General features: G+C 67.1%; 25 protein-coding genes. 4 read left to right on the top strand and 21 right to left on the bottom strand.

All coding sequences use genetic code 11. The features are described 5' to 3' along the window. Positions 1–35: 35 nt before the first annotated feature. From rnc to C3Y15_RS09510, 17 genes are all read right to left on the bottom strand, one after another. Positions 36–1,289, bottom strand: a complete 1,254-nt coding sequence (gene rnc / locus C3Y15_RS09430) for a ribonuclease III (protein WP_034194218.1) — start codon at positions 1,287–1,289, stop codon at positions 36–38. Positions 1,290–1,442: 153 nt separating this feature from the next. Next, entirely contained in the window at positions 1,443–2,336 is an 894-nt protein-coding gene (gene lepB / locus C3Y15_RS09435; protein WP_011883967.1) for a signal peptidase I, read from the bottom strand. Between the two features lie 16 nt (positions 2,337–2,352). Then, positions 2,353–4,146, bottom strand: a complete 1,794-nt coding sequence (gene lepA / locus C3Y15_RS09440; RefSeq protein WP_011883966.1) for a translation elongation factor 4 — start codon at positions 4,144–4,146, stop codon at positions 2,353–2,355. A 184-nt stretch (positions 4,147–4,330) separates the two neighbouring features. Next, positions 4,331–4,567 carry a glutaredoxin family protein gene (locus C3Y15_RS09445; RefSeq protein WP_011883965.1) on the bottom strand — a complete coding sequence of 79 codons (237 nt, stop codon included), beginning with the start codon at positions 4,565–4,567 and terminating at the stop codon, positions 4,331–4,333. A gap of 11 nt (positions 4,568–4,578) precedes the next feature. Further along, entirely contained in the window at positions 4,579–6,072 is a 1,494-nt protein-coding gene (locus tag C3Y15_RS09450; RefSeq protein WP_059460869.1) for a DegQ family serine endoprotease, read from the bottom strand. Between the two features lie 16 nt (positions 6,073–6,088). Continuing rightward, positions 6,089–7,141 carry a MucB/RseB C-terminal domain-containing protein gene (locus tag C3Y15_RS09455; protein WP_011883963.1) on the bottom strand — a complete coding sequence of 351 codons (1,053 nt, stop codon included), beginning with the start codon at positions 7,139–7,141 and terminating at the stop codon, positions 6,089–6,091. A gap of 5 nt (positions 7,142–7,146) precedes the next feature. Beyond that, a complete protein-coding gene (locus tag C3Y15_RS09460; protein WP_011883962.1) occupies positions 7,147–7,764 on the bottom strand; it encodes a sigma-E factor negative regulatory protein in 618 nt (205 codons plus the stop codon). An 88-nt stretch (positions 7,765–7,852) separates the two neighbouring features. Further along, positions 7,853–8,452, bottom strand: coding sequence for an RNA polymerase sigma factor RpoE (gene rpoE / locus C3Y15_RS09465; protein WP_011883961.1), 600 nt, complete (start codon positions 8,450–8,452; stop codon positions 7,853–7,855). Positions 8,453–8,542: 90 nt separating this feature from the next. Then, positions 8,543–9,007, bottom strand: coding sequence for a hypothetical protein (locus tag C3Y15_RS09470; protein WP_014722720.1), 465 nt, complete (start codon positions 9,005–9,007; stop codon positions 8,543–8,545). 11 nt (positions 9,008–9,018) lie between these two features. Continuing rightward, positions 9,019–10,251 (bottom strand): beta-ketoacyl-ACP synthase II, encoded by a 1,233-nt coding sequence (fabF, locus tag C3Y15_RS09475; protein WP_011883959.1) that lies wholly within the window; start codon positions 10,249–10,251, stop codon positions 9,019–9,021. A 164-nt stretch (positions 10,252–10,415) separates the two neighbouring features. Then, positions 10,416–10,655, bottom strand: a complete 240-nt coding sequence (gene acpP, locus C3Y15_RS09480; protein WP_004197638.1) for an acyl carrier protein — start codon at positions 10,653–10,655, stop codon at positions 10,416–10,418. Between the two features lie 144 nt (positions 10,656–10,799). Beyond that, on the bottom strand, positions 10,800–11,549 hold the full coding sequence (gene fabG / locus C3Y15_RS09485) for a 3-oxoacyl-ACP reductase FabG (RefSeq protein WP_011883958.1): 750 nt from the start codon (positions 11,547–11,549) through the stop codon (positions 10,800–10,802). A 36-nt stretch (positions 11,550–11,585) separates the two neighbouring features. Further along, a complete protein-coding gene (gene fabD, locus C3Y15_RS09490) occupies positions 11,586–12,518 on the bottom strand; it encodes an ACP S-malonyltransferase (protein WP_011883957.1) in 933 nt (310 codons plus the stop codon). An 85-nt stretch (positions 12,519–12,603) separates the two neighbouring features. Beyond that, positions 12,604–13,593, bottom strand: coding sequence for a beta-ketoacyl-ACP synthase III (locus C3Y15_RS09495; RefSeq protein WP_011883955.1), 990 nt, complete (start codon positions 13,591–13,593; stop codon positions 12,604–12,606). Then, positions 13,594–14,700: a phosphate acyltransferase PlsX gene (gene plsX / locus C3Y15_RS09500; RefSeq protein ID WP_011883953.1), complete on the bottom strand. Its 1,107-nt coding sequence runs from the start codon at positions 14,698–14,700 to the stop codon at positions 13,594–13,596. Between the two features lie 129 nt (positions 14,701–14,829). Next, on the bottom strand, positions 14,830–15,009 hold the full coding sequence (gene rpmF, locus C3Y15_RS09505) for a 50S ribosomal protein L32 (protein ID WP_006051932.1): 180 nt from the start codon (positions 15,007–15,009) through the stop codon (positions 14,830–14,832). 98 nt (positions 15,010–15,107) lie between these two features. Continuing rightward, on the bottom strand, positions 15,108–15,743 hold the full coding sequence (locus C3Y15_RS09510; RefSeq protein ID WP_011883952.1) for a DUF177 domain-containing protein: 636 nt from the start codon (positions 15,741–15,743) through the stop codon (positions 15,108–15,110). 260 nt (positions 15,744–16,003) lie between these two features. On the opposite strand from C3Y15_RS09510, the gene C3Y15_RS09515 reads away from it, so the two are divergent. Further along, complete coding sequence (locus C3Y15_RS09515; RefSeq protein ID WP_034194220.1) at positions 16,004–16,633, top strand: Maf-like protein; 630 nt, start codon at positions 16,004–16,006, stop codon at positions 16,631–16,633. After that, positions 16,630–17,352, top strand: coding sequence for an SAM-dependent methyltransferase (locus C3Y15_RS09520; protein ID WP_059735236.1), 723 nt, complete (start codon positions 16,630–16,632; stop codon positions 17,350–17,352). Before C3Y15_RS09515 ends, C3Y15_RS09520 begins: the two co-directional genes overlap by 4 nt. An 88-nt stretch (positions 17,353–17,440) precedes the next feature. On the opposite strand, the gene C3Y15_RS09525 is transcribed toward C3Y15_RS09520, so the two are convergent. The 4 genes from C3Y15_RS09525 to C3Y15_RS09540 are packed head-to-tail and all read right to left on the bottom strand — an operon-like array spanning position 17,441 to position 20,528. After that, positions 17,441–18,430 carry a S49 family peptidase gene (locus C3Y15_RS09525; RefSeq protein ID WP_014722714.1) on the bottom strand — a complete coding sequence of 330 codons (990 nt, stop codon included), beginning with the start codon at positions 18,428–18,430 and terminating at the stop codon, positions 17,441–17,443. 24 nt (positions 18,431–18,454) lie between these two features. Continuing rightward, on the bottom strand, positions 18,455–18,862 hold the full coding sequence (locus C3Y15_RS09530; RefSeq protein WP_011883935.1) for a Rieske 2Fe-2S domain-containing protein: 408 nt from the start codon (positions 18,860–18,862) through the stop codon (positions 18,455–18,457). Next, positions 18,859–19,518, bottom strand: a complete 660-nt coding sequence (locus tag C3Y15_RS09535) for an HAD-IA family hydrolase (RefSeq protein ID WP_011883934.1) — start codon at positions 19,516–19,518, stop codon at positions 18,859–18,861. The genes C3Y15_RS09530 and C3Y15_RS09535 overlap by 4 nt, the downstream gene beginning before the upstream one ends. Before the next feature lie 5 nt (positions 19,519–19,523). Beyond that, positions 19,524–20,528, bottom strand: coding sequence for an RluA family pseudouridine synthase (locus C3Y15_RS09540; protein ID WP_011883933.1), 1,005 nt, complete (start codon positions 20,526–20,528; stop codon positions 19,524–19,526). 725 nt (positions 20,529–21,253) lie between these two features. Here C3Y15_RS09540 and C3Y15_RS09550 point away from each other — a divergent pair. Together C3Y15_RS09550 and moaA are read left to right on the top strand one after the other, a co-directional pair. After that, on the top strand, positions 21,254–24,478 hold the full coding sequence (locus C3Y15_RS09550; RefSeq protein WP_069246179.1) for an Rne/Rng family ribonuclease: 3,225 nt from the start codon (positions 21,254–21,256) through the stop codon (positions 24,476–24,478). Positions 24,479–24,603: 125 nt separating this feature from the next. Further along, positions 24,604–25,716 carry a GTP 3',8-cyclase MoaA gene (moaA, locus tag C3Y15_RS09555; RefSeq protein ID WP_069246178.1) on the top strand — a complete coding sequence of 371 codons (1,113 nt, stop codon included), beginning with the start codon at positions 24,604–24,606 and terminating at the stop codon, positions 25,714–25,716. Positions 25,717–25,743: the final 27 nt, after the last annotated feature.

Genomic DNA, 25,743 nt, shown 5'->3' on the forward strand with positions numbered 1-25,743 from the left:
CGGCCGCGCGGCGCGCGGCACGATCGATGGGCAATTCAGTGGCCGGCATCGGCCGCGCGCGCCTGGGCGGCCGCGAGGCTCGCGCCGCCCGGCGGCGTCTCGGTGTCGGACGCTGCGCCGTCGCGCGGGCGCGGCGTCGTGCGGGAGGCGGGGTCGGACGCAGCGGCTGATTTGTCGGCGCTGGCCGAGGCCGGATCGGCCGGCTGGACGGCTGCTTGACCGGCCGCTTGGCCGGTCGGCTTGTCAGCGGCGCGCGGTGCGCCTTCCGCGGGCTTGTCGGCCGCACGCAGGGCAGCTTCGCCGCGCTCCGGCGACTTCTCGGCCGGCTTGTCCGCCGGCTTGTCGCCCGACGGCTTCGCCGCGCGGTCGGTCTTGTCCGCCACGGTTTCGACATGCGCGGCGCGGATCGCGGCCATCGGCGCCTGAGCCGGCCGCTCGGCCGGCTCGGAAGCGCCGCCGGACGCCTTCACGTCGCGTGCCGCCGCACGTTCCTTCCGTTCCGGCGAGCGCAGGTCCAGCGCTTCCTGAACGCCCTTCACGCCCGGCACGATTTCGGGCTCCGCATGCTTCGATCCACGGGCATTCTTCGAGCGCTTCGGCTTCGAGGCCAGCATCGGCGCGGCGGCCAGCACCTCGTCGAGCGCCTTCTTCGCGGCAGCCTGCTCGGCCGCCCGCCGGCTCGCGCCGGAGCCCGACACCTTCACGTCGAGCTTCGGCACCGTGCATTCGACCTCGAACTGCTGATTGTGCGCCGCACCATGAGTCGCGACGACGGTGTAGGTGGGCAACGCGATCTTGTGCCCCTGCAGATACTCCTGCAGCAGCGTTTTCGCGTCCTTGCCGAGCGTGCGCGGATCGATGTGGTCGAGGATCGGTACGTACAGCCGCTTGATGACCCCTTGGGCGGCTTCGAAGCCGCCATCGAGAAACACGGCCCCGATGATGGCTTCGAATGCGTCCGCGAGAATCGACGGGCGGCGGAACCCGCCGCTGCGCAACTCGCCCTCGCCCAGTCGCAGCCCGTCCGAGATATTCAGGGCCTGAGCGATTTCATACAGCGACTGCTGCTTGACGAGATTGGCGCGCACGCGCGACAGATCGCCTTCGTCCAGCTTGCCGAAGCGCTGGAACAAAAGGGCCGCCACCGCGCAGTTCAGAACGGAGTCGCCGAGAAACTCGAGCCGTTCGTTATGCGTGGCGCTGTGACTGCGATGGGTCAAAGCCTGGCGCAACAATTCCGCATTGCGAAATTCGTAGCGCAGCCGGCTTTCCAACTGGGATAGGGGCATGTGCAGGAGTATAACGCGGGCGCCGGTCGGGCCGAAGCGGCACGGCCGGACGCGAAAAGGCGTGACGAGGCGGTGTTACCGCCGGTTCTTAAAGTAGTTCGGCAATACGCGACGCGGCCCGTGCGTCGCGCATTGCGTGCGAGTCGACTGCGATCAGTTGAAGGAACCGATGCGCTTCAGGTCGCTGAAGTTCATCCAGATGAAGAACGCGCGACCGACGATGTTGTTGTCCGGCACGAACCCCCAGTAGCGGCTGTCCGCGCTGTTGTCGCGGTTGTCGCCCATCATGAAGTAGTGGCCGGGTGGCACCTTGCAGATCACGCCGCGGCTGTTGTACGTGCAGTTGTCGCGATACGGATAGTCGTATGCGCCCATCACGAACGGCGGCACCGCGGGATTGTTCAGGATCGCGTTCTTCTTCGTGCCGAGCGTTTCCTCGAACTGCTTCGCGTAGTTCTGGCGCTCGTCGTCGAAGTAGTCGGGCAGCGGCGTTTCGGGCACCGGCTGGCCGTTGATCGTCAGCTGCTTGTCCTGATAGGCGACCGTGTCGCCCGGCAGGCCGACGACGCGCTTGATGTAGTCGACCGACTCGTCCTTCGGATAACGGAACACGACGACGTCGCCGCGCGACAGCGGCTTGCCCTGCGTGATCTTGGTGTTTGTGACCGGCAGACGCAGCCCGTATTCGAACTTGTTGACGAGGATGAAATCGCCGACGACCAGCGTCGGCACCATCGAGCCCGACGGAATCTTGAACGGCTCGACGACGAACGAACGCACGACGAACACCGCGAGGATCACCGGGAAGAAGCTCGCCGTGTATTCGAGCCACCACGGCTGGCGCAGCTTCTCGTCGCGCAGCTTCGCACGCGTCTGCACCGCATTTTCGTCCGCGAAACGCTTGTCGATGCGCGACTGCTGGCGATCGAACTCGTCGATCGCCACGTCGGCCGCCTTGCGTCGCCGCGGCAGGAACACCAGCTTGTCCAACACCCACGCCACGCCCGTCACGACGACGAGCACAAAAAGAATCAGCGCAAAATTCATAAAAGGATCAGTCCTGTTATTTGTCTTCGACGCGCAAGATCGCGAGGAACGCTTCCTGCGGGATCTCGACCGAACCCACCTGCTTCATGCGTTTCTTACCTTCTTTCTGCTTCTCGAGCAGTTTCTTCTTTCGCGTGATGTCGCCGCCGTAGCACTTCGCCAGCACGTTCTTGCGCAGCGCCTTGATGTTCTCGCGCGCGACGATGTGCGCGCCGATCGCGGCCTGGATCGCCACGTCGTACATCTGGCGCGGAATGATTTCGCGCATCTTCGCGGCCACTTCGCGGCCGCGGTACTGCGACTGCGAGCGGTGCACGATGATCGACAGCGCATCGACCTTGTCGCCGTTGATCAGCATGTCGACCTTCACGACGTCCGACGAACGGTATTCCTTGAACTCGTAGTCCATCGACGCATAGCCGCGCGACACCGACTTCAGGCGATCGAAGAAGTCGAGCACGATCTCGGCCATCGGAATTTCGTACGTGAGCTGCACCTGGCGGCCGTGATACTGCATGTTGATCTGCGAGCCGCGCTTCTGCTCGCACAGCGTGATCACCGAGCCGACGTAGTCCTGCGGCATGTACAGGTTCACGGTGACGATCGGCTCGCGAACCTCGGCGATGCGGCCGGGTTCCGGCATCTTCGCCGGGTTCTCGACCATGATCGTCGAGCCGTCGCTCTGCACCACTTCATAGACGACCGTCGGTGCGGTCGTGATGAGGTCCATGTCGAACTCGCGCTCGAGCCGCTCCTGCACGATTTCCATGTGCAGCAGCCCGAGGAAGCCGCAGCGGAAGCCGAAGCCGAGCGCCTGCGACACTTCCGGCTCGTACTGCAGCGACGCGTCGTTGAGCTTCAGCTTCTCGAGCGATTCGCGCAGCGCGTCGTACTGGTTCGCCTCGACCGGATAGAGGCCCGCGAACACCTGCGGCTTCACTTCCTTGAAGCCCGGCAGCGGCTCGGTGGCAGGCTTCGCCACGTGCGTGACGGTATCGCCGACCTTCGCGGCCGTCAGTTCCTTGATGCCGGCGATGATGAAGCCCACCTGCCCGGCCGACAGCGATTCGAGATTGCGCGACTTCGGCGTGAACACGCCGACGTGCTCGACCGGATACTGCGCGCCGGTCGCCATCATCTTGATCTTGTCCTTCGGACGCAGCGTGCCGTTGACGATGCGCACGAGCATCACGACGCCGACGTAGTTGTCGAACCACGAGTCGATGATCAGCGCCTGCAGCGGCGCGGCCGGATCGCCCTTGGGCGGCGGCACCTTCGCGATCAGCGCTTCGAGCACGTCCTCGACGCCGAGCCCCGTCTTCGCGCTGCAGCGCGTCGCGTCGGTGGCGTCGATGCCGATCACGTCCTCGATTTCCTCGATGGCGTTCTCGGGGTTCGCGGCCGGCAGGTCGATCTTGTTCAGCACCGGCACGACTTCGACGCCGAGCTCGATCGCCGTGTAGCAGTTCGCGACCGTCTGCGCCTCGACGCCCTGGCTCGCGTCGACCACGAGCAGCGCGCCCTCGCAGGCGGACAGCGAACGGCTGACTTCGTAGGAGAAATCGACGTGCCCCGGCGTATCGATCAGGTTCAGGTTGTAGACCTTGCCGTCGCGCGCGCGATAGGACAGCGCCGCAGTCTGCGCCTTGATGGTGATGCCGCGCTCGCGCTCGATGTCCATCGAGTCGAGCACCTGCGCTTCCATTTCGCGGGCGGCGAGGCCGCCGCATACCTGGATGATGCGATCCGCGAGCGTCGACTTGCCATGGTCGATGTGGGCGATGATCGAGAAATTGCGAATATGATCCATTCAGTGCCGATCAAGCGAAAAAGGCGCGCTCGACGACTGCGGAGCACGCCTTGTAAGTCGGTGAAAAAACGGCTTATTTTAGCCGAAAAGGCCTTTGCCGGGCGGTAATTTGGGGCGGCCGGCGAGCGCGTGCCCGACCGCGAGCGTCCGGAGCCGCCGGCCGCCTGCACGCGCCGGGGCCGGGTCAGCGCCGCGCCGCGAACGCGCCGCGCACCGCCGCCTCGTCGAACCGGTGGCGGCACACCTCCACGCCGTCGAGCAACAGCACCGGCACGTCTTCGTCATAGCGGGCGACGAGTGCCGGATCGGCGTCGATGTCGACGTAGTCGAGCGCGACGCCTAACTCGGCCGCCAGCGGCGCCAGCGCGTCGCGCATGTCATCGCACAGGTGACACCAGCCGCGGCCGTAAAGCGTGAACATCGGCGCGTGACTTACTTCTGGCTCGGGCGCGGACGCACCGGCACGAACTGCGTGTTGTCGCCGCGCCGCACGAGCACCGCGACCGCCTTCTGCGGATCGAGCTGCGCGGTCACGTCGGCGAACTGCTTCGCGCTCGTGATGTCGGTGTCGCCGACGCGCAGCACGATGTCGCCGCGCTGCAGCCCGGCGCGCGCGGCCGGGCCGTCGACGCCGTCGATCTGCACGCCGTTCTTCAGCTTCAGCGATTTCATCTGCTCGGCCGGAATGTCGCTGACCGTCAAGCCGAGCGAATTCGCCTGGCGCGGCTTCTGCGGCGCGCTCTTGCGCTGCTCGGCCTTCGCCGTCGTCTCCGCCGGCGTCTCGGCGATCGTGATCGGCAGCTCGCGCGCCTGGCCCTTGCGCCACACGGTGACGGTCGCCTTCGCGCCGGGCTTCGTGTCGCCGACCATGCGCGGCAGGTCCGACGCCGCGTCGACCGAACGGCCGTTGAACTTCAGGATGATGTCGCCCGGCTGGATGCCCGCCTTGTCGGCCGGGCCGCCCGGCTCGACGCTGCTCACCAGCGCGCCTTCCGCCTTCGGCAGCCCGATCGAATCGGCCACGTCCTTCGTGACCTCACCGATCGCCACCGCGATGCGGCCGCGCGTGACCTTGCCGGTCGCCTTCAGCTGATCGGCCACGCGCATCGCTTCGTCGATCGGAATCGCGAACGAGATGCCCATGAAGCCGCCGGTGCGGCTGTAGATCTGCGAGTTGATGCCGATCACCTCGCCCTGCATGTTGATCAGCGGGCCGCCCGAGTTGCCGGGGTTCACCGCGACGTCGGTCTGGATGAACGGCAGATAGTCGCCCGTGTTGCGGCTCTTCGAACTGACGATGCCGGCCGTCACGGTGTTGTCGAGGCCGAACGGCGAACCGATCGCGACCACCCACTCGCCGACGCGCACCTTGGTCGAATCGCCGATCGCGACGACCGGCAGGTTCGCTGCCTGGATCTTGACCACCGCGACGTCGGTCCGATCGTCGACGCCGATCAGCTTCGCCTTGAATTCACGCTTGTCGGTGAGCGTGACGTAGATGGTGTCCGCATCGTCGACGACGTGCGCGTTCGTCATCACGTAGCCGTCTGCCGACACGATGAAGCCCGAGCCGACCCCGCGATTCTGCTCGGTGTCCGGCGGATTGTCGGGCGTCGGCGCGCCCTTCGGGCTGCCGCCGCCGTTGCCGGGCGCCTGCGGCAACGGAATGCCGAAGAAGCGCCGGAAGAATTCCGACATGTCGCCGTTGTCGAAGCCCGGCGGCAGGCTGCCGCGCGGCCCTGGCACCGGCACGTTCGCGGTCGTCCGGATGTTCACGACGGCTGGCCCGACCTTTTCGACCAGATCGGCGAAGTCGGGCAGGCTGCCCGGGGGAGGCGTGACAGCGGACGCGGTTTGCGGGACGAACGGCAGGCAGGCACACAGCGCCGCCGCCGCGAGCACTTTGCGCAGCGTGATTTTCGTCATGTCGGGAGCCGTAGCGTTACTTGGAAGCCTTGTATTCTATGGCAGACGCGAACTGCTGCAACGTGGCCGGGGGCACTTCGCCGAGCACGGTGATCCAGTAGTCGCCGCGGCGCTTCACGAGCACGTGCGTCGCGCCGGTGCTGCCCGCGCCTTCCTTGCGCGTATTCTTTTCGGCCGGCTCGATGAAGACCGAGATCGTCGCCAGCCCGTCGGTGAAGACGGCCTGGTCGACCGGAATCGGCGGATCGCCTGCGTCGCGCGCGGCCATCGGCCGGCGCACCTCGCGAATCTTGCGGAAGCCGGCGATCGTCGGCGCGATCTGCCAGCCCTGCGCTTCCATGTCGACCGTCGCGACCGGCGGGCGGACCACCGTCCAGCCGCTCAGATTGCGCATGCCGGCCGCGATCGCGGACTTGTCGCCGGCGGCGCCGCCCGTCTGCAACTGCGAGAACGCGACCTGCTCGAGCACGTGATCGCTCGCGTCGAGCGTCTGCGAACGCAGCAGCAACCCGGTGCGCGCATCGGCCCACAGCTTGTACGTGAAGCGGTACGCATCCTTCGGCACGAGCTCGACGACCTGCGCATCGACGCCGGCGACGCGGTCGCGGCCGAGCAGCTTCGCGTCATAAACGGACATCACGTGCTCGCCCGGCGCACCGAGCAGCGCGGGGAACGAATCGCGCGTCTGGCGGCGCTCGACCACGCACAGCTTGCGCTCGGGGACGAACGTATACAACTCGTCGTTGTGCCGCAGCACCTTGCGCGGCTTGCCGTCGAGCGACTCGATGCGCTCGAATTCGCCGTCACGCGACGCGACGTGCGCAATGCGCGACGATTGCACGTAGCCGCCGCGCTGGTAGACGAACGTGCCTTCGTAGCTCTGCTGCTGCGCCGCCTGCTGGATGCGGTCGAGCCAGTCGGCCGCGCCCTTGCGGGTGGCGACGGGATCGTCCGGTTGCTGGGCGCTGGCGGGAAGGGATTGAACGGACAACAGGGCGGCTGCGCAAAGCAGGAGGGCCGGCAGCCGCTTCCATCCGGAGATGGCGTGATTCAACTGCAATGTCCGCATCGGGTTTATTGGCCTGGCGTGGTGGACACCGCGGCGCGGATCAGCGGCATCGAGCCCGTAACGACGGGCTGCTGCGCAAATTGCTGATGCGCTTCGAGGTATTGATCGAGACTGGCGTCGCGGATGATGTTGACGTCCTGCAGCGCCGGCTGCGTAGACGCCTGAGCGACCGTCACGCGCTGCAGGCCGCCGCTTTGCGGCGCGCCGACCGATGCGACCTGGACTGCGCCCGGCACGCCGGCCGTCTGCATCTGCGGCACGACGATCCACGTCAGCGTGGCGGCCGCGGCGGCCACCGCGAACGCCGGCACGACCCTGCGGCGCAGCGACAGCAGCTTGCGCGCAGCCGGCGCGGCGGCCGGCGCCAGCAGGTGCGGCTCGCTGTCGAGCGCAGCCGCCATGCGCGCGGTGAACGCGACGCTGCGAGCCGGCGACAGCGTGAGCTCGTCCGAGCGCAGCGCATCGCCGATCAGATGGTACTGGGCCCACGTCGCGCGATCCGCGCCGTTCAGCTCAGCCAGAAACTGCCCGTGATCCGGACCGTCGAACAGTTCCCCGTCGACCAGAGCGGAAAGGCGCTCGCCGCGCGAGCACGCTTGCGACTGCGTATTGACCGACCCCATGATGCTCCCCATCTTGCACACACCCCGTCGTGATTTCACGACCCTATCCGTAACTAGACCCCGACCCGCGTCGTTGCACCCATCGCGCTTACCAGCGCTTGCCTTCGGGCGTATCGAGCAGCGGACGCAATTTTGCAGCGATTGCCTCGCGAGCCCGGAAGATCCGCGACCGAACCGTCCCGATCGGGCAGTTCATCATTTCCGCGATTTCTTCGTAGCTCAGGCCCTCGATCTCGCGCAGCGTAATCGCCTGACGCAATTCTTCGGGCAGGACGGCCATTGCAGCGTTGACCGTCTCGGCAATCTGCTTGCTCATCAACATCGACTCTGGCGTGTTGATATCCCTTAGTTGGTCTGCGTCGGAGAAAGTTTCCGCCTCCTCGGCATCGGCCTCGGTGGAGGTCGGCGCCCGACGGCCTTGCGTCGCAAGGTAGTTCTTCGCCGTGTTGACGGCAATCCGGTACAACCACGTGTAGAACGCGGACTCACCGCGAAATTGCGGCAACGCACGATACGCCTTGATGAACGCGTCCTGGGCCACGTCCTCGACCTCGGCGGGATCCCGCACGAGGCGCGAGATCAGCCGAATGATCTTGCGGTGGTATTTGGAGACCAGGAGTTCGAACGCCGCCTTGTCGCCTTTCTGTACGCGCTCGACCAGAGCCTGATCGATTTCTTTTTCACTCACCTGACAAATCCGTTAACTAGGGATGCAACGCGGAGCGTTATTGTAGCGTTCCGCCGCCGGCCGCTGGTTACGGTACGTAACGAGCCGCGATCATGCCCGCCCCGTCGTGCGCGCGGTACGCGCGAGCACGGACAGCGCGCTGAACGACGCGGCGTCGAGCGCGTCGGCCGGGATCAGCAACGGCCGCGCGCGGCGGGCGCCTTGCCCGACCGACAGCACGAGCAGCAGGCTGCTCCAGTGTGCATGGCCGGTCACCCGGCCGCGGGCCAGCAAGCGCCCGCCGCGGCTGAACGCCGCGATCTCCCCGAATGCATCGATGCGCAGCTCCGCCGGCAGGCGGTGCGCAAAGGCCCGCACCGCGCACGACGTCAGCAGCGCTGCCGTCGCCGCGGCCATGCCCGCGCCGGCGGCAGCACCCGCGCGCGGGGCCCAGAACAGGTACACGGACGCGGCGCACGCCGCGACGAACGCTGCCAGCACGACATACGACACGGCCGAGGCCCGCAACGCAAAGCGCTGCGGACGCCCGGCCGGAGCATCGAATGGACTCGTCAAGCGATTCGACGTCAGACGCGCTTGAATACCAGCGTGCCGTTGGTGCCGCCGAAGCCGAAGTTGTTCTTCACGGCCACGTCGATCTTCAGGTCACGCGCGGTGTTCGCGCAGTAATCGAGATCGCACTCCGGGTCCTGGTTGAAGATGTTGATGGTCGGCGGCGACACGTTGTTGTGCAACGCCAGCACCGTGAACACCGACTCGAGGCCGCCCGCGCCACCGAGCAGGTGACCCGTCATCGACTTCGTCGAGTTCACGGCGAGCTTGTACGCGTGCTCGCCGAACGCCGCCTTCACCGCGTCCGACTCGTTCTTGTCGCCCAGCTGCGTCGACGTGCCGTGCGCGTTCAGGTACTGCACCTCGTCCGGATTCACGCCGGCATCGCGCAGCGCCGCGACCATGCAGCGGCGCGGACCGTCCATGTTCGGCGCGGTCATGTGGTACGCATCGCCGGTCATGCCGAAGCCGGAGACTTCCGCATAGATCTTCGCGCCGCGCGCCTTCGCCGCCTCGTACTCTTCCAGCACCATCACGCCCGAACCCTCGCCCAGCACGAAGCCGTCGCGGTCCTTGTCCCACGGGCGCGACGCGGTTGCCGGGTCGTCGTTGCGGGTCGACAGCGCGCGCGCGGCCGCGAAACCGCCGATGCCGAGCGGCGACACCGTCGATTCGGCGCCACCCGCGACCATCACGTCGGCGTCGCCGGCCTGGATCAGGCGCGCCGCGAGGCCGATGCTGTGCAGACCGGTCGTGCAGGCCGTGACGGCCGCGAGGTTCGGGCCCTTCAGGCCGAACATGATGCTCAGGTGGCCCGAGATCATGTTGATGATCGAACCCGGCACGAAGAACGGCGAAATCCGGCGCGGGCCGCGATCGACGTAGGTCTGATGCGTGTCTTCGATCATCGGCAGGCCGCCAATGCCGGAGCCGACCAGCACGCCGATGCGCTCCGCATTGGCTTCGTTCACTTCGAGGCCGCTGTCCCGGATAGCCTGGACACCGGCTGCGATGCCGTAATGGATGAACGTATCCATACCGCGGGCTTCCTTCGCCGGGATGTACTCCTCGACGTTGAAACCCTTCACTTCGCCCGCGAAATGGCAGGCGAGGTTCGACGCATCGAACTTCGTGACGGTGGCGATACCGGACTTGCCGGCGACGAGATTGGCCCAGCCGTCGGCAACATTATTGCCAACAGGCGAAATCAGCCCCAGGCCTGTAACAACAACACGACGGCGGCTCACGGTAACCTCTTTTCCATTATTGGATGACAAAAACAAAAGCCACAGTGGCCACAGGAACCAGCCCTGCGAGCCCTGTGGCTGTTAGTCCGTCCGGCGCGAAGCCGGCAGGATGGCGCGTCAATCGCGAAGATCGCGGCGACGTGGCGGACGAGCGCGAAAGGCGCTTACGCCTTGACGTTTGCGCGAGCGTAGTCGATCGCTTGCTGAACCGTCGTGATCTTCTCTGCTTCTTCGTCCGGGATTTCCATGCCGAACTCGTCTTCCAGAGCCATCACCAGTTCGACCGTGTCGAGCGAGTCTGCACCCAGATCGTTCACGAACGATGCTTCGTTCTTGATCTCGGCTTCCGCGACGCCCAGTTGCTCAGCGACGATCTTCTTGACACGTTGTTCGATGTTATCCATTACCCCTCCGAGGGAAAGTTCAGATTTACAAGTGCGCGCATTTTATCAGGTTTGCTGACGCCAAAACGCGCGTTGGCTTGATGGTCGATCAAGCGCCGATCCGCCTGAAAAACGGGATACGGCGCGGATGGTAAACGAAAACCGTTACGACATGTACATGCCGCCGTTCACGTGCAGCGTCGTGCCGGTGATGTAACCGGCCTGCGGCGACGCGAGAAACGCGACGGCATGGGCGATGTCCTCCGGGCTGCCGAGGCGGCCGAGCGGAATCTGGGTCTTGAGCGCGGCCTGCTGTTCTTCCGGCAGCGTCTTGGTCATGTCGGTGTCGATGAAGCCCGGCGCCACGCAGTTGACCGTGATGCCGCGGCTGCCGATTTCGCGAGCCAGCGCGCGCGTCATGCCCGCCACGCCGGCCTTCGCGGCCGCGTAGTTGGCCTGCCCCGGATTGCCGGCCGAGCCGACCACCGACGTGATGTTGATGATGCGCCCGCCGCGGGCCTTCATCATCGGGCGCAGCACCGCGCGCGACAGCCGGAACACCGACTTCAGGTTGGTGTCGATCACCGCGTCCCAGTCCTCGTCCTTCATCCGCATCGCGAGCTGGTCCTGCGTAATCCCGGCGTTGTTGACGAGCACGTTCAGCGCGCCGAATTCCTTCACGGTCGCGTCGATCAACGCTTCGGCCGCAGCCGCGTCGTTGACGTTCAGCACCGCGCCGCGACCCGTCACGCCCGCTTCCGCGAACCCGGCGCTAATCGCGGCCGCGCCCGATTCGCTCGTCGCCGTGCCGATCACCGTCGCGCCCAGGCGCGCGAGTTCGAGCGCGATCGCACGGCCGATGCCGCGCGATGCGCCGGTCACGATCGCGACCTGTTTGTCGAGAGTCTTTTCCATGAATCGAATATCCGTCTCTTGAGGAAAGGCGCCGCGTCAGGCGGTCGCCAGCTTCAGCGCTTCGTCGAGCGACGCCGGATCGAACACCGACGCGCCGACCAGGTTGCCGTCGATGCGCTTCGTCAGCCCCGCCAGCACCTTGCCCGGCCCGCACTCGATCACGTGCGTGACGCCCGTTGCGGCGATGTGCTGCACGCATTCGACCCAGCGCACCGGGCCGGCGGCCTGGCGCACCAGCGCATCCTTGATCGCGGCCGGATCGCTGACCACCGCGACGTCGATGTTGTTGACCACCGGAATCTGCGGCGCCTTCACGTCGATGTTCGCCAGATAGTCGCGCAGCTGGTCCGACGCCGGCTTGAGCAGCGACGAATGGAACGGCGCCGACACCGGCAGCGGCAGCGCGCGCTTCGCACCCTTCGCCTTCGCGATCTCGCACGCCTTTTCGACGGCCGCCTTCGCGCCCGCGATCACGACCTGCGCCGGCGCGTTGAAGTTCACGGCTTCGACGACGCCCGCTTGCGCCGCTTCCGCGCACACCGCGCGCACCGTGTCGTCGTCGAGGCCGAGGATCGCGGCCATGCCGCCCTGGCCGACCGGCACCGCGGTCTGCATCGCCTGCGCACGGAAGCGCACGAGCGGCACCGCGTCCTTGAACGCGAGCGCGCCTGCGGCGACGAGCGCCGTGTATTCGCCGAGGCTGTGGCCCGCGACGATCGACGGCGCCGGGCCGCCGGCCTGCTGCCATGCGCGATAGCACGCGTATGCGGCCGTCAGCATCACCGGCTGCGTGTTGGTCGTGAGATTCAGTTCTTCAGCCGGGCCTTCGGCGATCAGCTTGCCGAGATCCTGGCCGAGTGCATCGGATGCTTCCGCGAGCGTCTCGCGCACGACGGCCAGATCGGCGAATGCGTTCAGCATGCCGACCGACTGCGAGCCCTGCCCCGGAAAAACGAATGCAAATTTCATATCGTCCCCAATTGAATCGATTCGGACGGCGCGCGCGAACGGCGCGCCGGTTCGGGATCCGCGCGCAGCAGTCGCGCGCTGCGGATCAGAAGCGGAAGACCGACGCGCCCCAGGTGAAGCCGCCGCCGACGCCTTCGATCAGCACGTGCTGACCGCGCTGGATGCGGCCGTCGCGGACCGCGACGTCGAGCGCCATCGGGATCGACGCAGCCGACGTGTTGCCGTGCTGGTCGACCGTCACGACCATGCGCTCCTGCGGCAAGCCGAGCTTGCGGCAGGTGCTGGTCATGATGCGGATGTTGGCCTGGTGCGGAATCAGCCAGTCGATCTGCTCGGGCGCGAGATTCGCCTTCGCGAGCGCTTCGACCGCGACCTTCTCCAGCACGTTGACCGCGAGCTTGAACACCGCCTGCCCGTCCATGTGCAGGAACGCGCTGCCTTCGATCACGCCGCGATTGACGTTGCCCGGCGTGCACAGGATGTTCGAATAGCTGCCGTCCGCGTGCAGCGCGCTGCCAAGCACGCCCGGCTCTTCCGATGCGGACAGGATCACCGCGCCCGCGCCGTCGCCGAACAGCACGCAGGTCGTGCGGTCCTTGAAATCGAGAATCCGCGAGAACGTCTCCGCGCCGACGACGAGCGCCGTGCGGTGCTGGCCGCCGCGGATGAAGCTGTCGGCCATCGCCATCGCGTACGCGAAGCCGGAACACACGGCCTGCACGTCGAATGCCGCGCCGCCGCTCTTGATGCCGAGCTTGTTCTGCAGCAGGCAGGCCGTACTCGGGAACACGAAATCGGGAGTCGACGTCGCGACGATGATCAGGTCGATCGATTGCGGGTCGATGTCGGCCGCCTCGATCGCACGGCGCGCGGCTTGGTACGCGAGATCGCTGGTCGTGACGTCGGGTGCGGCGAAATGGCGCGCGTGGATGCCCGTGCGCGCCACGATCCATTCATCGCTCGTCTCGATGCCTTCCTTCGCGAGACGATCGGCAAGCTGCTGGTTCGTGACGCGGTCGGGCGGCAAATAGCTGCCCGTGCCGAGCACGCGGGAATAGAGAGTCGATTGGGCCATTTATGCTTTAGAGGATTGCGCAGCGGGAGGTTCGGCGTGTTGGCCTGCGGCCGGGCCCGTGTGGCCTGCGCCGCCTGCGTCGTGTTCGCCGTCGCCGAGCGACACCGAATTATCCGCCATCGCGCGCGTAAGGCGCTCCAGCACGCCGTTTTTGACGGCATCATACCCGCGTTTGATCGCCCACTCAAACGCGTAGGCATCGGCCGAACCGTGGCTTTTGATCACGAGACTCTTCAGCCCCAGCAACGCCGCGCCGTTGTATTGGCGATGGTCGACGCGCTTCTTGAAACGCATCAGCACGGGCAGCGCGAGCAGCGCCATCAGCTTCGACATCAGCGAACGGCCGAACTCCTCGCGGATGATGTCGGACAGCATCTGCGCGAGCCCTTCGGACGTCTTCAGCGCGACGTTGCCGACGAAGCCGTCGCAGACGATCACGTCGACCGTGCCCTTGTAGATGTCGTTGCCTTCGACGTTGCCGCGGAAATTGAGCGTGCTGGCGCGCAGCAGTTCGCCGGCGCGCTTGATCGTCTCGTTGCCCTTGATGACTTCTTCGCCGATGTTCAACAGGCCGATCGTCGGGCGCTCCTTGCCTTCGAGCGCCGCGACGAGCGCATGGCCCATCTCCGCGAACTGCAGCAGGTGCTGCGGCTCGCAGTCGACGTTCGCGCCGAGGTCGAGCATCATCGTGTAGCCGGTCGGGTTCGGCAGCGCGAACGCGATCGCGGGCCGCTCGATGCCGGGCAGCGTCTTCAGCACGTAACGGGAAACGGCCATCAGCGCGCCGGTGTTGCCGGCGGAAATACAGGCCTGGGCCGCGCCTTCCTTCACGTGATTCAGCGCGACGCGCATCGAAGAATCTTTCTTCTTGCGCAGCGCGACTTCGACAGGATCGTCCATCGCCACGACTTCGGTGGCAGGCACGATGGTCAGCGCGGGATCGTCGAGGGCTTTCAGCTTTTTCAGCTGCGCGCGAATCGCGCTTTCGATGCCGACGAGCATCAGGTGCGCATCGGGATGCGCGCGGACGAACTTGACTGCGGCGGGAACGGTCACGGACGGGCCGTGGTCGCCTCCCATGCAATCGATTGTGAGCTTTACGGTCATGGAATGCGACGAATTTCAGGCACAAAAAAGCGGCAGTTGAATGCCGCCTTTTTGTTGAGCCAGGAAAGTGTCAAGCGAACCAGTTGTCACGCGAACGGCGAACGTAGCGCGCAACGCGTGACTTGACGCTTAGTCGTTCTTCGTCTTGACGACTTTCTTGCCGCGATAGTAGCCGTTCGGGCTGACGTGGTGACGCAGATGCACTTCACCCGTGCTCGGCTCGACTGCCAGCGGCGCTGCCGTCAGGAAATCGTGCGAACGATGCATGCCGCGCTTCGACGGCGACTTCTTGTTTTGCTGGACTGCCATGACTAACTCCTAATTGATTTTCCGGATTCTAACACAGCCCGATCCGGCGCTTAACTACCCTGGCCCAAAGCCCTTACGCCTTCCCGCGCCACAACTGCTTAGTGTTTGTTGCCGCCGTCCCCGTCCTTCTTCAGCGCTTGCAGCGCTGCGAACGGATTCGGCCGTTTGCCTTCGTCCTCGTCTTCCGCGGACGCTTCATCCGCATCTTCCGAAGGACCGCTCACACCCGACACGAGGCTTTCGTGAACTGCCGGGCAAACCTCGTGCTTGGGCACGAGCGGCAGCGAAAGCAGCAACTCCTCTTCGATCAAGTCGACGAGATCGAACTGGCGCGAGCCCACGATCACATCGGCTTCATCGTCGTCGAGCGGAAATTCTTCAGCTTCTTCTTCGGTCGCCACGACGCGGTACGTCATGTCGACGTCGAACGTCTGGTCGTACGGCGCCATGCAGCGCTGGCACGTGAGCCACGCATGGCCGTGCACCGCGAGACGCAGGTACGGCTGCTGGCCGTCGCTGCCGTCGTCCTGCAGCTCCTTCTGGGTGAACCCTTCGGCCTGCCACGTGAACACCGTGTCGCGATCGGACGCGTCCGCCGGCACTTCGTTCAGCATGCGCGCCAGCTGGGACAGCCGCGTCGCACCTGCCGCCTGCCGCCCGCTGCGGGCGAATTCGAACAGGTCGACTGCGTGCGGATCCAGCGCTGCCGCCGGCTTGCCAGAAGAAGTGTTCATGTTGCGCTCCTGTCCACGGGCTGACTTGCGGGATCCGGCTCGGCCGACGTCACACGTTGGGCGCCGCTCTCTTTCATGCGCGACACGAGCCGCACACGGTTGACGTACTGTATTCCGAAGACCCGACAGGCGCCACCACAGCGCAAGCCTGTCGACGAAAAGCGGGAAAGCATACCTGTTTTACCTTTTGCGGTCAATCACTTATGCTTGCGTCCGCGCAACGCCGCATCACACCTGACGATTCACCGACCCAACCGACCATGCCGGATACCGTTTGCCGCCCGCCGCGGCTGATTCTCGCCTCCAGTTCCCGCTATCGCCGCGCGCTCCTCGAGCGCCTCGGCATACCGTTCGACACCGTGTCGCCCGACCTCGACGAAACCCCGCTCGCGGGCGAAACGCCGGCCGCGACGGCGCTGCGGCTCGCCGCCGCGAAGGCGCGCGCGGTCGCCGCGACGATCGACGCGCCCGACGGCGTGCTCGTGATCGGCTCCGATCAGGTCGCGACGTTCGACGGCCTCCAGATCGGCAAGCCGGGCACGCACGAGCGCGCGCTCGCGCAGCTTCTGTCGATGCAGGGCCGCGACGTCGAATTCCACAGCGCGCTGAGCCTGTACGACAGCCGTACCGGCAACACGCAGAGCGAGGACGTGGTGACGCGCGTGCGCTTCCGCTCGCTGCCCGAAGCCGAGCTCGACGCATATCTGCGCGCCGAGACGCCGTATGACGTGGCCGGCAGCGCGAAATCCGAAGGGCTCGGCATCGCGCTGCTCGATGCAATCGATTCCGACGACCCGACCGCGCTCGTCGGCCTGCCGCTGATCGCGCTCACGCGGATGCTGCGCGTCGCCGGCTACCCGCTGTTCGCCCACCACGGAGACCGCGCATGACGGCCGGCACGCTCTATCTCGTCCCCAACACGCTCGGCGAAGGCGACGCCGCGATGCTCGCCGCGGTGCTGCCGGCTGCCGTGCAGGCGCGCGCCGGCACGCTCGGCTATTACATCGGCGAGAACGCGAAAACGACGCGCGCGTTCCTGAAGAAGATCGGCACGACGCGGCCGATCCAGGAGATCGTCATTCAGGAACTGAACGTCAATACGCCGGCCGGCGCAATCGACCGGCTGCTCGCGCCGGTGCTGGCGGGCGCCGATGCCGGGCTCGTGTCCGAGGCCGGCTGCCCCGCGGTGGCCGACCCCGGCGCGCTGCTGGTGCGCCGCGCGCACGAGCGCGGCGTGAAGGTCGTGCCGCTGGTCGGGCCGAGCTCGATCCTGCTCGCGCTGATGGCATCGGGCCTGAACGGCCAAAGCTTCGCGTTCAACGGCTATCTGCCGGTCGACGCGGCCACGCGCGCGAAGCGCCTGCGCGAGCTCGAGCAACTGTCGCGCAAGGCCCGGCAGACGCAGATCTTCATCGAGACGCCCTACCGCAACCAGGCGATGCTCGACACACTCGTGGCGACCTGTGCGCCGTCGACCCAGATCTGCGTCGCGGCCGATCTGACGCTCGAAACCGAGACGATCGCGAGCCGCACCGCGGCGGACTGGAAAAAGGCGGCCGCGCCGAATCTGCACAAGCGCCCGGCGATCTTCCTGCTGCTCGCGAACTGACGGCGCACGTGGCGCGCGCCGCCGCTCGGCGGGCGGCGCGGGCGGCTCGGGCGCCGGGCCGCGCTTGCAGCGCGCCGCGTACCGCCGTTCAGCGCAGGCTGAACGACGTGCCGGCCGCGCCGAGCGCCTTCATCGCCGCCCCGCCGGCCGCCGCGCCGAACTTGCGGGCGACGCGGTTCGTGATGCTTTCCTTCACCGTGTAGTCGACCAGATCCGGCGCCTTCAGCACGTCGCGCGCGACCGTGTCGGTCGTGCCGTAGCCGTCGGCGAGGCCGAGTTCGACGCTCTTCTCGCCGGTCCAGAACAGGCCCGAGAACATGTCGGGCGTCTCGTGCAGCCGCTTGCCGCGGCCGTCCTTCACGGCCTTGATGAACTGCGCATGGACCTGATCGAGCAGCGCCTGCGCATGGGCGTCCATCTTCGGCGTCTCGGGCGAGAACGGATCGTAGAAGCCCTTGTTTTCGCCCGACGTATGCAGGCGGCGCTCGACGCCGAGCTTGCTCATCAGCCCGGTGAAGCCGAAACCGTCCATCAGCACGCCGATCGAGCCGACGATGCTCGCCTTGTCGACGAAGATCTTGTCGGCGGCGGACGCAATGTAATAGCCGCCCGATGCGCAGATGTCGGTCACGACCACGTACAGCGGCTTGTCCGGATACGTCTTGCGCAGCCGGCGGATCTCGTCGTAAACCATCCCGGCCTGCACCGGGCTGCCGCCCGGGCTGTTGATCCGCAGCACGACGCCGGCCGTGCCGTCGTCGTCGAACGCGGCATCCAGCGCGGTGTTGATGTCTTCGGCGTTCGCATTGGTGCCGGCCGCGATTTCACCGTCGATCGTCACCAGCGCCGTGTGGCGCCCGCTGGAGAACTTCGAGTCGCCCGAGAAATCGATCAGCGCGAACGCGAGCAGCGCGAACACGCCGAGGAACGCGAACCGGAAGAAGATCTTCCAGCGCCGCGCCGCGCGCTGTTCCTTGACGGCCGCCAGCGCGATCCGCTCGAGCGCCGCGCGCTCCCAGTTGGGCTCGCGGGGGTCGGGACGGGACGAGGAATCGGGAGTAGTCGGTTGGTCGGCCATGAAGTGGTGTCTGAAGTGGTGTCGTCAGTCGGTCGTGGCGGAAGGCGGCGCAGCGGGCACCAGGTCGGCATCCGGCACCCAGAAAACCGCGCGCCCGTCGGGCGTGTCGCGCTCGTCGACCTCGACCGGCCGCAGCCGAGCGCCGCGGCACGGGCCGCCCACGCACTTTCCCGTATCGGGCGCATAAATGGCGCCGTGCGTCGCGCACATCAGATAGAGCCCGGACGATTCGAAGAACTGCCCTTCGGCCCAGTCGAGCTCCATCGGCACGTGCGCGCAGCGGTTCAGGTAACCGTAGGCACGGCCCTCGTAGCGGACGAAGAACACGACCGCCTGCTCGCCGCGCAGCGTCGCGTCGACGCGCACGCCGGTGCCGCCGTCGGCGAGCGCGTCCGATGCGCAGACGCGCACGGCGGCCGGCGCCGCACTCATGCGTGCTCCCGCAGCCACGCCGCGAGCGCGACGACGTCCGGCGCGACGAAGCGCGGCGCCAGCGCGGCCAGCGCGTCGGCCGTATGCGCACCGTACGACACGCCAACGCCGGCCGCCCCGGCACTTGCCGCCATCTGCAGGTCGTGCGTCGTGTCGCCGATCATCACGGTGCGCGCCAGATCCTGCCCCAGTTCGCGGGACAGTTCGTGCAGCATCGCCGGGTGCGGCTTCGAGAACGTTTCGTCCGCGCAGCGGGTCGCGTCGAACAGGCTCGTCAGCTTCGACTGGTCGAGCACGCGGTTCAGGCCCACGCGCCCCTTGCCGGTCGCGACCGCGAGCAGGTAGCCCACGTCGCGCAATTCCGCGAGCAGTTCGCGCACGCCGGCAAACAGCTCGATGCGCTGGTCGTCCAGCAGGTAGTGGTAGCGGTAGCGCTCGGCGAGCCGCGGATAGTCGGACGGATCGAGGCTCGGCGCGGCGATCTGCAGCGCATCGCGCAGGCCGAGGCCGATCACGTAGCGGGACGCCTCGTCGGACGGCGCGGGCAGGCCGAGATCGCGGCACGCGGCCTGGATGCTGTACGCGATGTGCGCAGTCGAATCCATCAGCGTGCCGTCCCAGTCGAAGACGATCAGATCAAATTGCTGTCGGGCCATGCGAGTCACGCGGTATCGCGCAGAGCGCTGAGTTGATCGAGAAAGCGCCGGCATTCGTCCGGCAGCGGCGCATCGAACTGCAGCGGCTCGCCGCTCAGCGGATGCGCGAGCTTCAGACGGTACGCGTGCAGGAACATCCGTTTGAGCGACGGCTGCGCGTTCGCGCGCGCCAGCGCCTTGTTCAGGGCGAAATCGCCATACTTGGCGTCGCCCGCGATGGGCAAGCCGAGATGCGCGAGATGCACACGGATCTGATGGGTCCGACCCGTTTTGAGTTCCGCTTCGACGAGCGCGTAGTCGGGCCAGCGCTCGATCAGGTTGAACACCGTGTGCGACGGCAGGCCGTCGTCCTGCACGCGCACGCGCCGCTCGCCTTCCGCGGTCGAATACTTGAAGAGCGGCGCCTTCACCACCCGGCGACGCCCCCAATCGGGCTGCCACTGGCCGTGTCCGCAGGCGAAATAGCGCTTGTCCATCCGGTTTTCACGGATCTGCTCGTGCAGCCCCACCAGCGCCGTGCGCTTCTTCGCGAGCATCAGGATCCCGGACGTCTCGCGATCGAGCCGGTGCACCAGTTCGAGGAACTTCGCGCGCGGGCGCGCCTGCCGCATCTGTTCGATCACGCCGAACGCGACGCCGCTGCCGCCATGCACGGCGACGCCGGCCGGCTTGTTGATGACAAGCATCGCGTCGTCCTCGTACAGCACGTCGAACTGCGCGGGCGGGACGATCGGAGTTTCGGCGCGGGCCAGATCGGCCGCCGCCACCCGCACGGGCGGCACGCGCACGAGGTCGCCGAGCGCGAGACGGTACTGGGCGTCGACCCGGCCCTTGTTCACGCGCACTTCGCCGCTGCGCAGGATCCGGTAGATATGGCTCTTGGGCACGCCCTTACAGACGCGCAACAGGAAGTTGTCGATCCGCTGACCGGCCGAGTTTTCGTCGATCTCGATCATCGATACCTGACCGCTTGCGACCGAATTCTGGGATATTTTGCCTAACTCATTCATACTGAATATAATTTTGCCCAGCCTGACGTTGAGGGTGGCCTGACAGGCCGGCCCCGGCTGAATCGGGCAAGGCGCAAGCGCAAACCGCTATTTTACTTGCGCCGGGGGTCTGCTGCTCGCCCTTAACCAAAGAGATGCAGCAAGTTGCACGCACGGCGCCGCTCGTCGGCAAGGATCGCGCCCACAGGCGAATTCGGTCGGCAAGGCGCCGCGGTAACGGAAAGTTGGTTGAAAAGAATTTGATCGGCAGCCCGACGGCGCGAAGTGCGTCCGCAGGCTGCCGGTTGCGAAAATTACGGCGTTGCGCCCGATTTGGCCCCGCGAAGCGTGCGGGGCTTGGCGACGTCAAACCAGGGAAGTACACCCCAGGCGGGAAAGTCGGGCTGGATTCGATACTCCCCGCTGCGGCCCAAGCCGCAGCATCTGCCGCCCGTCGGCGCGCGCGACGCATTGCGCGCGCCCCGTGGCAGTGCCCCGGCCTCAGGCTTAGCGCGCTTGTGCAGCGTGCGGTGTGTGGACGCCTGCTTTGAAGCCGTGTTCGCAGGTGCCCTATGGCCGCCGGCCCCATGTTTCGGGCCCAAGCGCCTCTTCAGGCAATTCTCCCCGCCATCCTTCCCGCTCCAGCGTGCTCGTGACAACACAACAAGGTGCGGCCTGCCGTCGTCCCCGCTCTCGCGACTGACAAAACCGCGAGGCGCCGGCAGTAGAGCCGCCTGGAGTCGTTCATGAAACGCATGCTGTTCAATGCGACGCAGCAGGAGGAGCTGCGCGTCGCCATCGTCGATGGGCAAAAGCTCATCGACATCGACATCGAGACAGCCGGGCGCGAACAGCGCAAAGGCAATATCTACAAAGGTGTCGTGACCCGCATCGAGCCGTCGCTCGAAGCGTGCTTCGTCAACTACGGCGAAGACCGCCACGGCTTCCTGCCGTTCAAGGAAGTCGCCCGCCAGTACTTCAAGGAAGGCATCGACATGCGCTCCGCGCGCATCCAGGATGCGCTGCGCGAGGGCCAGGAGCTGATCGTCCAGGTCGAGAAGGAGGAGCGCGGCAACAAGGGCGCGGCGCTCACGACCTTCATCTCGCTCGCCGGCCGCTACCTGGTGCTGATGCCGAACAACCCGCGCGGCGGCGGCGTGTCGCGCCGGATCGAAGGCGACGAGCGTCAGGAATTGCGCGAAACCATGGCGCAGCTGCAGATTCCGGACGGCATGAGCATGATCGCCCGTACCGCGGGCATCGGCCGCAGCGCCGAGGAACTGCAATGGGACCTGAACTACCTGCTGCAGCTGTGGCGCGCGATCGAAGCGGCGTCGCAAAGCGGTAACTCGGGTCAGCCGATGTTGATCTATCTGGAATCGAGCCTCGTGATCCGCGCGATCCGCGACTATTTCCAGCCCGATATCGGCGAAATCCTGATCGACACGACCGAGATCTACGATCAGGCCCGTGCGTTCATGGACATCGTGATGCCGGACAACGTGTCGAAGGTGAAGCGCTACCACGACGACGTGCCGCTGTTCTCGCGCTTCCAGATCGAGCACCAGATCGAAACGGCCTACTCGCGCACGGTGCCGCTGCCGTCGGGCGGCGCGATCGTGATCGACCACACCGAGGCGCTCGTCGCGATCGACGTGAACTCGGCGCGCGCGACCAAGGGCGCCGACATCGAGGAAACGGCGACGCGCACGAACCTGGAAGCCGCCGACGAAGTGGCCCGCCAGCTGCGCCTGCGCGACCTCGGCGGCCTGATCGTGATCGACTTCATCGACATGGAGTCGGCCAAGAGCCAGCGCGAAGTCGAGCAGCGCCTGAAAGACGCGCTCAAGCACGACCGTGCACGCGTGCAGATGGGCAAGATCTCCCGCTTCGGCCTGATGGAGCTGTCGCGCCAGCGCCTGCGTCCGGCGCTGTCGGAAGGCAGCCACGTGACGTGCCCGCGCTGCAACGGCACGGGCCACATCCGCGACACCGAATCGTCCGCGCTGCAGGTGCTGCGGATCATTCAGGAAGAAGCGATGAAGGAAAACACCGCGGCGATCCATTGCCAGGTGCCGGTCGAAGTGACCGCCTTCCTGCTCAACGAAAAGCGTCAGGAAATCAACAAGATCGAGTCGCGCTTCAAGGTCGGCATCGTGCTGATCCCGAACAAGCACCTCGATACGCCGCACTACAAGCTCGAACGCCTGCGTCACGACGACGCGCGCCTCGACGACCCGCGTGCGTCGTGGAAGATGGCCGAGGAAGCGGCGCGCGAGCTGGAGTCGGAAACCGGCTACAGCAAGCGCACGGCCGACGTGAAGCCGAAGCAGGAAGCGGCGGTCAAGGGCATCACGCCCGAACGTCCGGCGCCGAGCCCGGCAGCGCCGCGCCCGGCCGAGCCGGTCGCGGCCGCACCGGCGCCCGCTCCGGCTCCGGTCGCGCCGGCGAGCGGCGGCTTCATCGGCTGGCTGAAGGGCCTGTTCGGCATGGCGCCGGCGGCGGCACCGGCGCCCGCGCCGGTCGCACCGGCCCCGGTCAGCGAACCGGCTGCCCGTCCGGCCCGCGAGCGCACCGAGAAGTCGGAGCAGCGCGGCGGCGATCGCAACCGTAACCGTCGTGGCGGCCCGCAGGCTCAGGGCGGACGCGACCAGGCACCGGCAGGCCGCGGCCAATCGCCGCGCCTCGAGCGCGAAGGCAAGGAAGCGCGCGAGCCGCGTGAACCGCGCGAAGGTCGTGAACCGCGCGAGGCTCGCGAGCCGCGTGAAGGCCGCGAACCGCGCGAGAACCGCGAAGGTCGTGAGGGCCGCGAAGGTCGCGAAGGCCGAGGCCCGCGCGAAGGCCGCGAGCCGCGTGAACCGCGTGAAATCCGCGAGCCGCGCGAGGCCCGCGAACCCCGTGAACCGCGCGAGCGCGCCGAGCAGTTGGAAGCCGGCGACGCAGCCGGGCGCGGCGAGCGCCAGGAACGCGGCGAACGTCGCGAGCGTGGTGAACGCGGCGAGCGCGGTGAGCGCCGTAAGCCGACCCAACACGCGGCGACGCTCGAGACGGTCAACCGTGGCGAAAACCATCCGGACGAGGAAGCCGACCAGGCCGCCGCAGTTGCGCTGCCCGGCGCAGATGCGGCAGCCGACGCGGAAGCCAGTGGCGAGGAACGTCGCCGTCGCCGCCGCGGCCGCCGTGGCGGTCGTCGCGAACGCGAGGAAGAAGGCGCAGTCGCCGAGCAAGGCGTCGGCGATGAAGCCGCCGTGCAGGAAGTAGCGACCGAGTCGAGCGCAGCAGCACCGGCTCATACGGCCGCAGCGGCTGCACCGGTCGCCGTGGCTGCCGTCGCGGCAGCAGGCGCCGTCGTGGCCGAAACCGCGGTCGAGCAGCACGCCGAAGCCGCCGCACCGGCCGCAGTCGAGCCGCAACCGGCACCGGTACGCGTCGAAGCGACGCCGGTCGCGCCGCTGGAGCCGGCCATCGCCGCTCCGGCAGCCGCAACGGCATCGGTCGCCCCGGCCGCCGCTGTGGAAGCAGGCCCGGCGCCGGTCGCGGTTTCGCCGACCGACGCATTCGAAGTGCCGGCCGAGCCGGCTGCCGTCGAAGCGCCGCAGTCCGCGCCCGTCGAGCACGCCGCGCCGGCACCGGTCGTCGCAGTCGAAGCCGCACCGGCCCCGGCCGAACCGGCTCGCGTCGAAGCGGCACCGGTCGAAGCTGCTCGCGTCGAAGCTGCCCCGGTCGAAACCGTTGCAGCGCCGGCACCCGCGACGCCGGCTCCTGCGGCTGCTGCGCCCGTTTCGGCCGGCCTCGAGGTCGTACTGGAACAGGCCGGTCTGGTGTGGGTGAACACCGACGCCGACAAGTTCCGCGCCGCCCAGGAAGCCGCATCGCGCCTGCCGCGCGCGGCCCGCGTGCCGCGCGAACGCAAGCCGCTGCCGCCGGCCGATTCGACCCCGATGCAGCAGGTCGAGACGTCGCAGCGTTAAGCGCGTCGCAGCCCGAGAAAGCCCGCTTCGGCGGGCTTTTTCTTTTTCGTACCGCGGGTTTGCGCTCACCAGCCCGAAACACCGCTTGCGGCTAGAATACAAGCCCGGCTCGCACTTCTTTAGATATGTCCCGACGCATCATTCCCCTCGCCGACGTCAGCGCGATGCCCGATATCTCCGGCGTCGCGCACACGCCCGACGGCGCGCTGACCGACAGGTTCGCCAGGCCGCTGCGCGACCTGCGCATCTCGGTGACGGACCGCTGCAACTTCCGGTGCGTCTACTGCATGCCGCGCGACGTGTTCGACAAGGACTACCCGTTCCTGCCGCACAGCGCGCTGCTCACGCACGAAGAGATCGAGCGCGTGGCGCGGCTGTTCGTCGCACACGGCGTCGAGAAGATCCGGATCACCGGCGGCGAGCCGCTGCTGCGCAAGAACCTCGAATTCCTGATCGAGCGCCTCGCGCGCCTCACCACCCACGACGGCCGCCCGCTCGACGTCACGCTGACCACCAACGGCTCGCTGCTCGCGCGCAAGGCGCGCGCGCTGAAGGAGGCCGGCCTCACGCGCGTGACGGTCAGCCTCGACGCGCTCGACGACGCGCTGTTCAAGCGCATGAACGACGCCGACTTCGCCAGCGCCGACGTGCTCGACGGCATCTTCGCCGCCCAGGCCGTGGACCTCGCGCCGGTCAAGGTCAACATGGTCGTGAAGCGCGGCACCAACGACACGGAGATCGTGCCGATGGCCGAGCGTTTTCGCGGCACCGGCGTGATCCTGCGCTTCATCGAATACATGGACGTCGGCACGTCGAACGGCTGGAACATGACCGAAGTGCTGCCGTCGGCGGAGGTGGTCGCGCGCATCGCCGAGCACTTCCCGCTCGTGCCGCTCGAGCCACACACGGCCGCCGAGACGGCGCAGCGCTGGGGCTATGCGGACGGCCGCGGCGAGATCGGCGTGATCTCCAGCGTCACGCAGGCCTTCTGCGGCGACTGCACGCGCGCGCGGCTGTCGACCGAAGGCAAGCTGTACCTGTGCCTGTTCGCATCGAGCGGCCACGACCTGCGCGCGCTGGTGCGCGGCGGCGCGAGCGACGCGGAGATCGCGACTGCGATCGCCCGCATCTGGCAGGCCCGCACCGACCGCTATTCGCAGCTGCGCGGCAGCGCCGCCGGCAGCGCCGCGCCCGACAGCGCGGGCAAGCGCGTCGAAATGTCGTACATCGGCGGCTGACGCGCCGCGCCCCGCCTCCCCCGTCAC

It is taken from the genome of Burkholderia sp. B10 (genome assembly GCF_004368385.1).
Taxonomy (GTDB): Bacteria; Pseudomonadota; Gammaproteobacteria; order Burkholderiales; family Burkholderiaceae; genus Burkholderia; species Burkholderia vietnamiensis.